Genomic DNA, 13,614 nt, shown 5'->3' with positions numbered 1-13,614 from the left:
AAAAAGCCACCAGTAACTTACTGATGGCTCTTGGTTTTTTAACCTTTATCAACTATTGCTGATAAACGTTATTTTATTCCCACTCAATTATATTCTAGTAATTTAACTCACTAATAAATATAAATTATATTTAAATTAGATATCACTAACACCGTCACCGATACCGTCATTATGAAATCTGTCTACTTTTTCATCGGTAAGAATTGAGAAGTTTTTCCTTTGCTTCCAACTCTGAAATGCAAAGGTTGAGTGTTCTGGTATTTTCATCTGCACGCTGAGCTTCACGCCCATATCGTTCAAGTGTTTCTCGTAGTTGTCGAGAAAGTTCACTGGCTTTAGCTTTCTCAACTCGGCAGGTATTGGTGTTATCGGCACTTGCAACTTCTGTTTTCGTGGTATCGGTTGAGAGCTGCACCCTGTCAAAGTGATTAAGAACACGATCAAGCAAAGCATCTGTGCGTATCGTATCATGCTGTTGTGCGTCATGATATATCTCCAACCTATTTTGCTGTTCATTGTCTGCGTGTTTACGCAGTTCAATATTTGTGGCCACATCCTTTTCATCTAATTGATTACCTGCAATCTGTTTACTCATTGCTTGGTTATCAAAATAAATACCGCCAGCAACAAAGCCAGCGGTAAAGGAAACAGCCAAAGCAATTAACGCTATGACGGTTTTATTCATTAACGAACCCCATTGTGCTCTAATGAAAAATGATTACCGTCAGGACGATTTTTAAAACGCCCACCCCAACTTCCACCCAATGATTCCCAATACTCACCCAGTTCTTTATAGTCGCTGGTGGCTGTAAGGTATTTTCCGTTAGTATCGAATAGGTTGAAATCGACTGCTAAACGTTGAGTATGTAGACTGTTGCTAATACCCGATCCTTTCTTTGCATTTAATTTAGCTTGTTCTTCGGTACGATAAGCCTCACCAAACGTTAGTTTATATCCCTTCTGCTGAGCAAAGGTGATCAACTTTGCAACCATACCTGTAAACGTATTCTGTTTATCGACTAATGACATATTCACCCCTTTATAAACTTGATGACATTGCCTTTACTGACCAGCAACGTTGTGCAGATCAGGATATTGGCAAAGATGTTGTAGATATCAGCGTGATAATTAGGATCGAAATAAGCGCGAATAGGTACGCTTGAAGAGTAAGCAAGAATGAGGAAAGCTAACCATCCACCTTTTTTACAGTGTTGTCTGCCGTCACGTTTAAAATAGAACACACGTAGAAATATGACGGTACAGATGATGGCATTAACAATAGTGAGCAATGTTTCGCATTTCATTGTTGCCCTCCTTGTTTCGGTATATCAGCCCTTCCATATGCTTTTACGCTTAACTTAACCACAAGCAAAGCGGAAACAAAAGCACCTACGGCATCGATATGTTCGATTTCGTATTGCTCCGGTTTCACACCGAAAAGACCAGTAACAGAAATAAAGATAGTTGCTGCAGGGCTAAAGAATATAAGACCACAAACGAAGCTTAGAAAGGCTAATACCGATCTACGTTTAAAGCTATATTCAGTAGCAGCAGTAGTAAAGAAGATGGCTCCCAACAGTGAACCCATAACAACTTCTGCTGGAAGCCCTGCGAAGTAACCAAGAAAAGCAGTAGTGCCGATCCCAGCTTTTGTGTAGACATCTTCTTGCATGAGTGTAGTACCAGTGATTAATGAATAATCATGATACTACATAACCAACAGAACAACCAAAAATGCAAAAAAGAAAAACAAAAACATAACAATAGAAATACTGAACAATCTTTACTTTTAATGATAAAATTCAGCCATTCTATTGGTAAAATAAATAATAATTTAATATGCAAAGTAAAAAATTTAGAGCTGACATTAATGGTTTAAGAGCCATTGCAGTTTTATCTGTTATGTTCTTCCATTTTAATAAAGAGTTAGTACCCAGTGGTTTTGCTGGAGTTGATGTATTTTTTGTCATATCTGGCTTTTTAATGACATCAATAATTTTTAGGGGATTAGAGAATAATAACTTCTATATCTGGAACTTTTTAAAAGCAAGAGCTAAAAGAATTGTTCCCGCTTTGGTCACTATCATATCGATTACATTGGCGATGGGTTACTTATTTTTAGAACCCACCACCTATAAATTAGCTGGAGAGCATGGGTTATCAAGCTTACTTTTTATATCAAATATTACATATGCCAATGAATCTGGATATTTTGACGTTGATTCTTTTAGTAAGCTATTTCTTCATACGTGGTCGCTGTCCGTAGAATGGCAATTCTATATACTTTATCCAATAGCATTGGTAGCATTATCTAAAATAATTTCAATAAAAAACTTAAAGAAAGTTGTTTTATTATTAGCTATTTTTAGTTTTATTTTTTGTGTTTATTTTTCATCCAAAGATAAAACTTTATCTTATTTCATGATTTACACTAGAGCATGGGAAATGCTATTAGGTGGTGTTGCTTTTTTATTTCCATTAAAAACAACAGATAACAAAAAAAGAGCTATTGAAGTATTAGGCTTAATTTTAATTATAATTTCGTTCTTTATTTTTTCAGATGCTGACGCATGGCCTAGTTACAATGCTATGTTACCTGTTTTTGGAGCATATCTTTGTATTTTATCTAACAGTAACAAAACATTATTATCAAATATTATATTTCAAAAAATAGGACTTTGGTCTTACTCAATTTACCTTGTTCACTGGCCTTTAATTGTATTTTTGAAAAAAATAAATATCGATATTTCTATATATTCGTACTTTATTTTTACTTTATTAATTGCGTTTATTAACTTTCAATTAATTGAAAAGAAAAGAAATTATGGTTATAAATCATTATCTATATACTTACTAGCTTTATTATCATCATTCTATATTAGTAAAAATGGCATATCAGATAGAATTGAAGCAAGAGAGGAGGTTGTTAACTTTCACCAAAAATACTATGGTGGAGTTGGGATTGATAGAGGAGGTATTGCTCGAAGATATAACAGCGACAAAAATGTAGAAGTGATATTGGTTGGAGATAGTTTGGCTAGGCAGTATGCAAATTTTATGAAAAATAGAGGCATCGGTTTTATAGGTGTATTTGAGGATGGATGCTTCTCTATGGATGGATATCATTATACTTATACAGATAAAATAAAAAATGCTTGCATAAAAAGATTTATTTCATTAAAAGATTCTGTATTAAAACATCCTGATGCAAATATTATATTTGCTCAAGATTGGAGTCCTTATTTAAGGATACATAGTAATGATGGTGATATAAAAACATTTAATCGAAATTATATTTTTGAATATTTAAACAGTATAAAAAAAATATCTAACAAAATTTATGTTATTGGTTTGGCTCAAAAACCAATAAAGAATGTGTTTGAATGTCTTAATAATAACGAACTACCCATATATAAACATTTACCAAATCTATCATCTTGCACAACCCCAGAAAAAGAGATTAAAAACGAATATAATTACAATATTATAGATATAACTAAAAAACTAAACATAATATACATAGATCTAGATGAAATATTATGTGAAAACGGGCTATGTAAGGTAGTCGATGATAATAATCGCCCTATTTATTCAGATAATAAACATTTCTCTATTTATGGGGCTGATTATGTTGGAATTGAAATTTTAAAAAAAATAAATAAATAGATAAAAAAGCCAGTTATATAATTGTAACTGGCTCTTAAATATTTATACATAATATCTGGTATCTTTATAATTTTCAGATATGTATTTTTTAAATCTTTCATTGTATGTCATATCAAGAGATTCTAATCTACCAAAACAACCATTAATAATGATAATAACTCCCCCCTTTCCTAGTACAAAATCACTTCCCATGTTATTGTTAAAATCTATTTCATTTCTTAAAGTAGAAAATGGTGACTTTGATAACCAATCAAACTTTGAATTAAAAATTGAAATAACACAAGCCCTATAACCTGATGGATTAATAATTTCAGGGTTATATACAATTGAATTATATATAAAAATTTCATTTGATGATTCTAGTTTTTTATTTATTCTTCCGTCAACAGCAATATAATTAAACATCATATTAGCCATTTTAACTGAAATATCGTTAGCTGATTTAATTACTGGTATACAGTTATTTGATTTTTCAATTTTTATATCTTGTCTCATTATAACATTTTCTGTGAATCCAAATGTATGAACACCAAAATATCCGTCATAATCAGATGAACCAGCTTTGTATATATCAACATCACTTACGTTTAATGAATAAAATCTATTATTATTGGAGATTTTTTTAAATTCTTCATTTTCAATAAGACTATAGTCCCTATTATTATAAACAACTCTGAAATCAATCCTGTTAAACACTCGTTGACTAATCATTTTTACGCGCCTTATCTCATGAAAAGACGGTAATATTTGATATTTTTCTAAATTTTCCCTTCTGCTAACACCTAAATCAATTCCTCTTATCTCCATTCCTATCGCGCTTTTAATATTATCAAGGTTTATTGTTACACCATCAATGTATATATCAGGGCATTTACCCATAAAATGATGATCATTCTTTGGTTCCTGTGCTGATACAATCATGTAACCCGTAGTGAAGTCACCAAGAACAACATCAAGATTATAAACCCTGATAATTCCATCCCAACTATTTGCATAATCGTACCTCGTACCGATAGTAAATTTTGTTATTTTCCCATTAGGGAGGATATGTTTACTGTTTAAAATTTCAAACACCCCCCACCCCTGAGCTCTGCATTGACTTCTTATTTTACAAGAATCAATCGTAATATCAGACATACTAAAATGACCACCAACATCTAATAGGTCGCAATCAAAAGCTTTAATATCACGAGCATAATTTCCATCTGTTCCAGCCCATCCGTGAATATCTGTTACTTTACTAATTCTAGTATTAGTAGTGTATTTGTAAGTTAAGGCGTATCCACCTAGATTTTCAGGATTGTAATCCAAATCATAAATAGCATTATTATAAGAAAAATTAGAACACGACTCTTGTTCTACGTAAGCTTGTGCGTGCCCTACATTAATTGATGATATTTTATTAATTGATAGATTAGTATTGTTTCGATAACAAGAAAAAATAGAACGTATAAAAGCCCCATCTAGGACAATGCTACCTATTTTTATATTCAGCTCAGGCATGTGAGGTTTATAATAGACTTTTTTATTATCAGAGAAGTTATAATACTGCTCATACTTCAACATACCATTTGAAAATATTTGATTTGTTTCTGCTTTTTTCTGTGGTTCAGGCGTATCTCCATCATATCGCAACATGACAACGTCTTCTGATAGAATTGTGATATGACCTGATAAACCTAATATTGGAAGTGATTTTTCACCTTTATTAATATTTGAACCGTGGAATAAAGAAGTAATATCTTTATCATTTTGATGTGCAGAAAATATTCTTGTTTTCTGTTTCCATTGAGGAACATCTTCCTTAGTAGTACAAATTATTTTTGCTTTAGATAAGTCTGTGTCGACTGTTATATCGATCCCATCATCTGTTGATTCTAATATGTAAGTTCCAGATCCTTCAACATTAACCCCCATATCTTTAGCAAAAATAAACATTTCTTCAAATGCTCTGTTATGAGTTACGTCGTCATCTTTAATGAACATTTCTGGTGTAACGACGGAATGTATTTTTGATAATTTATCTTTTAGTGTTTCTCCGTTTCCTACTCCAATTAACGAACCGTCACCATTTTTTATTTGGTTTATCACATCAATAGCACTTCCTGAAGCTGGAGCAACAGCTATTGGGTATCCATCTTTATCAAACGTTAAAACTTTTCCAGCTCTATCATCTGCATTTGGCAATGATGGTATATCCTTATCATTAACCCTTAATGTCTTACTATCAATATACTTAATACTGTTATCAACATAGTCTTTATTAGCTGCATCAGTACCTACTTTAGGCGATGCTAAATTAGCAATACGATTGTCCTTGGCATCATAGTAATTCGATAGATAGGTAGGCTTACGTAAGCTTAAAGAGAAAGTACCCAATGCTTTTTGAATTAACATCGTTAGATAATCAAAGGCATCTTCATGTACTTCTGCAAAAAATTTACCCTGATTACGTAAGTCAGTTTCTTGTACAACAGGTAAATCGCGTTCTAATAATATCTTCCAGCCTTGGGCTAAAGGTTTATTTAAAACCACCTTACCGCCATGATAGGAACCTGCACCAACAATAGTGTAATCAGTACCATTCTTTAATGTTTTTTCATTGCCGTCACTGTCAGCAACCACAACAATCAAATGCTTGCCTTCAAAGATACGGAAACGAAAATCAAAATCCGTTGTTACGCCATTACCTACATACTCTTCATGGCTTAGCTCAGTAGATACCGTCATTGCTCATCTCCTCTGGTGTTAATGAGGATATGATACGTTTAACTACAAAATATATCCATATTTGCAATAATGGTTATCAAATAAAAGATTAAATTAACCATTTAGATGAACATTTTAATGCATTTACATTATTATAGTTTACGTAATTATTTTCATTAGTGAGGACTTTAGCCATGGAAAAGAAGTATGAATACCCTGCACCAGCTAACTATCCAGATGTAGTGAATACCGATAAAGGGATTGAAAAGTTAATTACAAAATCAAACCTTGAAGCACTTTTAACAAAGATGGAAAGCGATGGTCATGATGTATCAGCTCCACTTGTAGAACTGATAGCAATGAGAAACTTTATAGTTCAAAAGATGAGAGGCAATAAAAATATAATACCGTTGGTGGAATGTATTTTAGCTGAATTAAAGAAATGAGAACAATGCACCGCTTAAGCGGTGCTATTTTAATCTTTTTTAAGATTATTTATTTTTACTTGCTCTTCAAGTTTTTTTCTTTGTATCCATAAGCTTAAAAAGCTTCCTTGTTTTTCTTTTGCTTTTATTTGGTCTAACTCTGAAAACTTATAAAATCGCGTTTTATACAAATACATAAGCGAAATCAACGGAACAAGAGCTAATGGAATATATACAGCTAATAAAGCACCTGAAAGATCCTTAGCAATAAACAAGTAAGTATATCCTACTAACATGATTGTATTACCGATGATTGCTAACACTCGTAAAATAGACATAGCTCCCCCTACTTCATCTGCTCCTCAACCTGATTCAATAATGGTGACAAATAAAACAAGTTTTGGAAAGGTAATAGTTTGCGTACAGATCGTACTTCTCTATCATCAAACTCACCGTTTAATACACCTGATGTGATATTTTTAATATCACCACCGAGATCAAACGTAGGGCCTAATAATGCACCAATTCCATTACGACTTTGATAACGTGATGCTGGTGGCCCACCAAACATGGCACTCATACCATAAGTACCACCGCTAAGGTTTTCCAATACGTTGTTAGGCTCACCCAACCAGCCCATCATTCCTGACCAGTCTAAACCCTCCTTTACTAAGTTAGCCGGTTCAGTATTAATATCACGCCCTGCCATTTTAGCCTTGAGAATATAGACTAGGGATCCAAGTGCTACCTGAAGTAATGCCCCATAGTAAAATGATGCATCACCTGATTGTATGCCTGATACTAACGCTCTATTGTGAGTAGCAAAGAAGAAGGTTTTAAACTGCATTACAATCTTACCTAGTTCGCTACTCATCATTAATGGTGTATCACCAATACCTGGTGTTATAACTGTAGTTCTTACATCTTTTAATACTGCCGCTTGGAAAGTTTCACGCACAACACGATCATCCCACAAATGGCTGTGCCCTGTTAACATGCCGTCTAAGTCTTCACCGTGTCGCTTAAACTGCTCTGCTATACGCTTTAGCATTGATTCATCAATACCAATATGAGCCAGTTTCTTTATTTCTCGTTTACTTAACGAACCACCAGCATCTAAAGTGTTTGCTGCTTTCAGTACCTTAGATTGAGTAATAAGCCCAGACCACATTTTCATCGTGTCTGTATATTGGTTCATTAATGTGAAGTTACCAAATTTCTGTGATGACCACTGTAAACCACGCTCTAAATAGCTACGTCTGCTATAGGGATCGCTAAGGTCAGCAATCACTTTAGAACGACTGGATAATGCATATTCAAGGCCAATACCCATTTCACGCAAATCGGCCTTAGCAATGCGCATAGCACTGATATCAGTTAGCATCTTACCCAATGGTTTTAACGCACTACGTAAACCGTGTTGCATAATCGGACGAGCCATATCAGGTAACGATGATATTGTCATACCCCCCAATAAACGTAAAAAGTTAACGTGACGAGCAACACGGCCAGCTCGCACAAATAGACTTGCTGGATCTTTAGGTGCTCCATAAGTACCTAATAAACGGTCACGCATCGCGCGAATATCACGTAAATCCGCCTCTCTTCGTGCTTCTAATCGACTGCGTTCTTTAGGTGTGGTTGCATCAGCAATAAGTTGGTTATATTCCTCTGTAATCGCTTTGATTTGATTATCCATATCAACACGGCCAAATTTAGCCGTGAGTTCAATTTCAGGCGCAACTTGGCGAATATAGTTTTCCATCACATAGTTAACATCTGATTCGAGATAGTCTTTAATGCGTTCATCAGGAATGTTAAGTGTTCTATCTTTTGTAAAACCAGCACGTTTAACTAACCCATCGGGGATCAGTTCACTGGGTACAATGCCTGACGGTGCCCCGATAATTTTATTAACGATATCATCTGCTGCAGCATCTAACTCTTCACGCTCTAAAGGTGTCATGCGATTCAATGCGGACTGTCTAATTCTGTCATGGCGAGTTAATGAATTTGCTGTTCGTGTTAAACGACGATGTTCATTTCTAAACTTGCGAGGGTTATCAAGAATATCAACGCTACGTTGTAATGCAGGTAATTTATTCTCAGCATCATTAATACGCTGTAATTTTCTTTGTAATGTTGCTTGTCTTCTTGTTTGCGTTTTATTTAGCTTAGCAAGGTTAGATAGTGAATTTAACTCAACTTCTACCGCATTCTTTTCATTAATAATTTTTTGATATTTATTAATATCATCCATCAACAAAGACTTTTTACCCGACCAACTCTCAGCCTCTTTAATCTCAAGCCCTAAACGTTCAGCTTGTGGTGATGCATTGCGTGCTTTATCAATACCGATTTCAGCACGATCAAGGCTACCTTTGGCTTTATTTATCGAGGTTTGATTAATTTCTTCTAACCAGTCAGCAATGATTTTCTTAAATTCAGTACGATCATTTAAAATTTTGTCGAATTTATAAATACGAGGGAAGTAGCTTTGTGCTGTTGTCACCTTTACACCTTCACGTAAGATCCCTAATTCAACCATTCTATCTTTGGTTGCTTCGACAATAGGTCTAATAGAACGTGCTGCCTCTGCCACTTGTGGTATTGCATGAGTATCACCATTGCGCATAGCATCGCCAACAGCTTCACTAAATTGGTAATAATTCATATCACGGCCACCAGATTGACGATATTGTTTAAAGTGGTCTTTCGTTGATTCTACTTGTTTATAAACGAGAGTTTCATAACCTCTCACTTTTGTTTCAACAGCGGTAAATGTCGCAATACCTTCTTCATTTTTAGCAAAGGTAAAGTTATTTTCTGTGAGTTGTTGGTTAATTTGTCGCGCTGTTTTAGAGGGGGATTGAGCAACACGGCCAACAGGGCTAACATTCATCGTACGATTAATAAATGATGGCCCTTTTAAGGTTTCTTGTTCTAATGTGGTGTTAGGTACTTCCATTGCACCAACACTAGAATTATCAGGAATATTATTTGGAATATTTTGTTGCCCTGATTGTTGTTCTCCAATTAAATCATTTCTTACTTTTGTTACCAATTCACCACGGTTTTTTACTAACTGTGCGGCTGAGCCTAAGGTTCCACCGATCATGGCATCAAGTGTAATGTTAATTGCACTTTCAGTTAATGTTCGTGTTTCTTGGGTACTATGTAATGCCATTTCAGAAGCTACGCCACCAGCGGTATTTGCCAATGCAAACTTACCTGCGGTTGTGGCCACACTGCCACCTTTTACAATGGCTCCCCCTGGTATCATCATTGCAGCAACATTAATTGGATCAATAACCCCCATAGCAATACTACTCACAACACCAGCACCGCCAGCATCTGCTAACATTTGCTTATCGTTACGCTCACGATCAATACGTTGTTTTATTGCGGCAGTTTCTTGAGGAGAGTTTGAATGAATAAAGGCATCGGCATAGTCTTCATAGCCTGAAAGCGTTAATTCATCTTCAAATGGGTTATAGCCTTCTACATCTTCAAATTGATTAAAAGGTGCAGTAGCAATCAAGCTACCCACTGAGTTATCGATACGAAACGCTGCATCACGTAATTCTTTAGTTTGCCGTCTATCATCAAGCGGATTAATAGGGTCATACCAAGATGGTGAAACATTATCACCATAAGTAGGTCCAGGTTGCTGAACAGCATTAATATCCGCAGATAAAATATCATCAGGTTGTTGTTCGTAAATAGGCATCAGTTTTTATCCCAAGAAAAATAATTATTGAATTTATTTACTCGCTCATTGTGAGCTTTTTTATATTGCTCACGGATATTTTGACGACGTTCATCAAATTCTGAGCGTGATTTATCCAATGCTTCTTCTCGTTCCCTTTTATCCTGAGCTTCCTTAACGCTTTGTTGGCGTTTTTCCATTACCTCTTTATACATTGGTGATGATGACTGTTCTGGTTTAAAGCGAATAGGCAAGCCGTTATCTCCCGTGTATGGACGATAAATAGGGATATCATCACTACCGGTTTGTTTTATCATTATGCCGTAACTGTAGTCTCTGGGGGTCACTGCATCAGAGACAATAACAATATCAGTATCAGAAGAAGCGCCACCAAATGATTTAGACATTAATTGCTTTTTCTCTTCTTCCCATTGACCCGCGATCCAGTTTCCAGCACCTGATTCATTAATACCGTATACGGCTTCTGGTGCATAACGCATAACTTCTTCACTGCCATTGATATTAGATACCGCCCACGTTCTTTTAATTTGAGCGTTAGTCATTTTCTTGGCTAGTTCTGCATCACCGCCTGTTTCAGCAAAGTTAGCGTCATACAGTGTTTGATAGTCACGTAAGTAAGCGCCATTTTGAGTACCAGGCTTACTAACGCTTGGTGAAGAAAATGGTTTATACCAAGGGTAAAAATCATTGATATTAGATTGCGCTGCTTTATCTCTATCCTTGATATATCCTTTATCCCTGATTTGAGAAGCGATCATTTGTTTAGTGCGTTCATCTTGTTCAAATGTCGTCTTAAATGCAGTTTCTACCGCTTTATCATCAGGCATACCCGCACGACTTAAACTATATACTTTTGAGTAATATGCCATTGTGCTTGATGGAATATCAGTTGCTGATGCCGGATTGTTATCAAATATCTGCCCATACATTTTCGCGATAGGAAGAACAACTTCAGGATCTTTAGATGTTGCCCCCATATTCAATACAGACTTAACTTGTGATGGGATAATCCCTGTCCTTGCTGTAAGTTCGGCAACGGCATTTAAGCTATTATCATCACGTAAATTAAAGCTCTGCTGAATATGTTTTTCAAAGTAATCATCTGCTGCCTGCTGATTATTCTTATCATTAGGATCAAGTGGAAAATTATTTTGAATGGAAAGCTGTAATCGGTTAGCTGCAAACTGTTTATCTTGTTCCTTGATATTACCTTCAACGAACTTACCAAATTTCTCCCAACGTTGAATTTTGCTTTCGTAGTTTGCTTCACCCGTTTGAGGTCTGATTTGAGATAACAAAGCCTGCTGTGCTTGTGGAGACATCTCTTTAGCTGCTGACATAAAACCAGCATAACGCTTGGCTTCTTGCATATCGGCAGACATAGCAGAACCTTTGTCATAGCCAAACGCAGAGATTAATTCATCATGAGTAGGCGCATTAGGTGCTTCAAGCCCTCTTTCCCATGCTGCGTAAGAGTCCGCTACACGAGTACCGAGTTGTTGCTGTAACTCACCTTGTTTTTGCTTACGTAGCTGTTCTGCTTGTCGTAAATATTTTGCTTGGTCAGCTTCATCTAAGGCATCGAAAGCGGCAGATCCGGTTAATAGTTTTGGTGCTTCTGATGTCGCTTGTAACTCAACAAAACCAAGTGCTGACTGTATGCCTGTTGCTATCTGCTCATCAGTGTAATTAACACGGTTACGCCCATTCTCTTTATACATTATCGCTGTCGATAAATGCGTTAAGGTATCTAAATTCGTTAAATCTAATGGTTGATTAGGTGCAACACCAAGGTAATCAGATACATACTCAATGTATGCCTGAGTATCATTATTATCTTCTGGTGGTGCCCAGCGATTAATGATCTGCTCTGGTGTAACAAAACCTTGTCGAGCATAAGAAAGTAGATTTTTACCTAATGCTCTAATGCCGTGCTCAGGTGTGGCAAACTTAGCAAATGCACCATCATCACCGGTTTGCCCTACCCATTTATTGCTAGATATACGAATATTACCAGGGTTGTTGTTTCTAACACCTCTTGTATCACCGTTACTAGGTGTATACATATTCTCTTGCTGTTTATGCAGATTATCAGCGTAAGCAGTAGCATCTTCAGGGTTATCAAAAATCCCTAAGTGCTTACCTGTTTGCTCGTATAACGCAATAGCTTCATCATCAGATAACAGCTTGCCATCGTCACTTACGGTAGGTATCAGCACTTCACCATCATCGGTACCAATAGAAATCGTTCTTACTGTACTAATTGAGCCGTCTTCGTTTTTAACTGTTGGCCTATTGAGTAAATTAATATTACCCTGTTGGGTCATTCCTTTAACTTTACCAACAGTACCACCATAGAACGCATTATTTCTGGTAGCACCACCAAGGCTTGAAGGTTCTCCATTTCGTTCTAAGAACCCCATATAATCAGCACCGAGTTGATTTTCAATCGCTTTACGAGCAGTTGCCACTTTGAATTCTTGTTTCTTGGCGAGGATCTGCTCTTCACCCCAACCGTGTGATAATCCAAACTCTTCTATTTGCTGAAACACTTGTTTATGTGCAGAGATATAAGCCTGATTATCACCGTACATTGATGCGGCAGACTCTGCATTTAATGTTAGCGTTGATTGAAACTGATCTTGTTCATAAGCTTTGATTTGCCCCATCTCATGACGATTAGCTTGTGATGCAAACTGAACCCCCATTTCTTGCGCTTGTTGCATAAAGCTTTGTCGAACAATATCGTCAGGTAATGTTGATGATATTTCACCAGCATAATCACGAAATGACTGCTCATACTCAAACGCTTTACCAATCGCATTCTTACCTTGCTGTGAAAGTAATCCATTTTGCGGATCGGTCATCAGTTCATTGGCTTTTTGTCGTAGCTGTAATGCGGCATCTTGCGCCAGTGCAACATTAGCCCTTTGTTTTGCTTCTGCAAACAAACCAACATATTGCTCACCAACACGACCAATGCCAGCGCCAAAAGCATTAGGTGATGATTGAACAGAAAACCCATTATTCGGTAACTGCTCAGGCATAACCGTTCTATTATCGTATGTAGGAACCTTTGGCATA

At 36.0% G+C, this 13,614-nt stretch carries 10 protein-coding genes; 2 read left to right on the top strand and 8 right to left on the bottom strand.

Annotated features, from left to right (window positions below; all coding sequences use genetic code 11):
- Positions 1-190 precede the first annotated feature (190 nt).
- Genes HMPREF3129_RS02580 through HMPREF3129_RS02565 form a run of 4 tightly spaced genes read right to left on the bottom strand, consistent with a single transcriptional unit; the run spans position 191 to position 1,672 of the window.
- A complete protein-coding gene (locus tag HMPREF3129_RS02580; protein ID WP_070486764.1) occupies positions 191-685 on the bottom strand; it encodes a hypothetical protein in 495 nt (164 codons plus the stop codon).
- Positions 685-1,029: a M15 family metallopeptidase gene (locus HMPREF3129_RS02575; RefSeq protein WP_070486762.1), complete on the bottom strand. Its 345-nt coding sequence runs from the start codon at positions 1,027-1,029 to the stop codon at positions 685-687. The genes HMPREF3129_RS02580 and HMPREF3129_RS02575 overlap by 1 nt, the downstream gene beginning before the upstream one ends.
- A 2-nt stretch (positions 1,030-1,031) precedes the next feature.
- On the bottom strand, positions 1,032-1,304 hold the full coding sequence (locus HMPREF3129_RS02570) for a phage holin family protein (protein ID WP_004243326.1): 273 nt from the start codon (positions 1,302-1,304) through the stop codon (positions 1,032-1,034).
- A complete protein-coding gene (locus tag HMPREF3129_RS02565; protein ID WP_020945795.1) occupies positions 1,301-1,672 on the bottom strand; it encodes a putative holin in 372 nt (123 codons plus the stop codon). Before HMPREF3129_RS02565 ends, HMPREF3129_RS02570 begins: the two co-directional genes overlap by 4 nt.
- Before the next feature lie 167 nt (positions 1,673-1,839).
- Here HMPREF3129_RS02565 and HMPREF3129_RS02560 point away from each other — a divergent pair, with 167 nt between their 5' ends.
- Entirely contained in the window at positions 1,840-3,666 is a 1,827-nt protein-coding gene (locus HMPREF3129_RS02560) for an acyltransferase family protein (RefSeq protein WP_070486760.1), read from the top strand.
- 42 nt (positions 3,667-3,708) lie between these two features.
- Here the strand turns inward: HMPREF3129_RS02560 and HMPREF3129_RS02555 are convergent, their stop codons facing one another.
- Positions 3,709-6,396 (bottom strand): hypothetical protein, encoded by a 2,688-nt coding sequence (locus tag HMPREF3129_RS02555; RefSeq protein WP_070486758.1) that lies wholly within the window; start codon positions 6,394-6,396, stop codon positions 3,709-3,711.
- Positions 6,397-6,569: 173 nt separating this feature from the next.
- Here HMPREF3129_RS02555 and HMPREF3129_RS02550 point away from each other — a divergent pair, with 173 nt between their 5' ends.
- Positions 6,570-6,821: a hypothetical protein gene (locus HMPREF3129_RS02550; RefSeq protein ID WP_070486757.1), complete on the top strand. Its 252-nt coding sequence runs from the start codon at positions 6,570-6,572 to the stop codon at positions 6,819-6,821.
- Positions 6,822-6,850: 29 nt separating this feature from the next.
- Here the strand turns inward: HMPREF3129_RS02550 and HMPREF3129_RS02545 are convergent, their stop codons facing one another.
- Genes HMPREF3129_RS02545 through HMPREF3129_RS02535 form a run of 3 tightly spaced genes read right to left on the bottom strand, consistent with a single transcriptional unit; the run spans position 6,851 to position 13,613 of the window.
- Entirely contained in the window at positions 6,851-7,138 is a 288-nt protein-coding gene (locus HMPREF3129_RS02545; protein WP_070486756.1) for a hypothetical protein, read from the bottom strand.
- A gap of 8 nt (positions 7,139-7,146) precedes the next feature.
- Complete coding sequence (locus HMPREF3129_RS02540; protein ID WP_070486754.1) at positions 7,147-10,530, bottom strand: hypothetical protein; 3,384 nt, start codon at positions 10,528-10,530, stop codon at positions 7,147-7,149.
- Positions 10,530-13,613, bottom strand: a complete 3,084-nt coding sequence (locus tag HMPREF3129_RS02535) for a hypothetical protein (protein ID WP_070486752.1) — start codon at positions 13,611-13,613, stop codon at positions 10,530-10,532. The genes HMPREF3129_RS02540 and HMPREF3129_RS02535 overlap by 1 nt, the downstream gene beginning before the upstream one ends.
- Position 13,614: the final 1 nt, after the last annotated feature.

It is taken from the genome of Proteus sp. HMSC14B05 (genome assembly GCF_001808035.1).
GTDB classification, from domain to species: domain Bacteria; phylum Pseudomonadota; class Gammaproteobacteria; order Enterobacterales; family Enterobacteriaceae; genus Proteus; species Proteus mirabilis.
The sequence above is the reverse complement of the archived record's forward strand: the minus strand, read 5'-3'. Positions and strand labels throughout refer to the sequence as shown.

Coding starts and splice junctions, on each gene's coding strand:
- HMPREF3129_RS02565 (WP_020945795.1), bottom strand. CDS start 1,672: ATGCAAGAAGATGTCTACACAAAAGCTGGGATCGGCACTACTGCTTTT.
- HMPREF3129_RS02575 (WP_070486762.1), bottom strand. CDS start 1,029: ATGTCATTAGTCGATAAACAGAATACGTTTACAGGTATGGTTGCAAAG.
- HMPREF3129_RS02535 (WP_070486752.1), bottom strand. CDS start 13,613: ATGCCAAAGGTTCCTACATACGATAATAGAACGGTTATGCCTGAGCAG.
- HMPREF3129_RS02560 (WP_070486760.1), top strand. CDS start 1,840: ATGCAAAGTAAAAAATTTAGAGCTGACATTAATGGTTTAAGAGCCATT.
- HMPREF3129_RS02580 (WP_070486764.1), bottom strand. CDS start 685: ATGAATAAAACCGTCATAGCGTTAATTGCTTTGGCTGTTTCCTTTACC.
- HMPREF3129_RS02545 (WP_070486756.1), bottom strand. CDS start 7,138: ATGTCTATTTTACGAGTGTTAGCAATCATCGGTAATACAATCATGTTA.
- HMPREF3129_RS02540 (WP_070486754.1), bottom strand. CDS start 10,530: ATGCCTATTTACGAACAACAACCTGATGATATTTTATCTGCGGATATT.
- HMPREF3129_RS02550 (WP_070486757.1), top strand. CDS start 6,570: ATGGAAAAGAAGTATGAATACCCTGCACCAGCTAACTATCCAGATGTA.
- HMPREF3129_RS02555 (WP_070486758.1), bottom strand. CDS start 6,396: ATGACGGTATCTACTGAGCTAAGCCATGAAGAGTATGTAGGTAATGGC.
- HMPREF3129_RS02570 (WP_004243326.1), bottom strand. CDS start 1,304: ATGAAATGCGAAACATTGCTCACTATTGTTAATGCCATCATCTGTACC.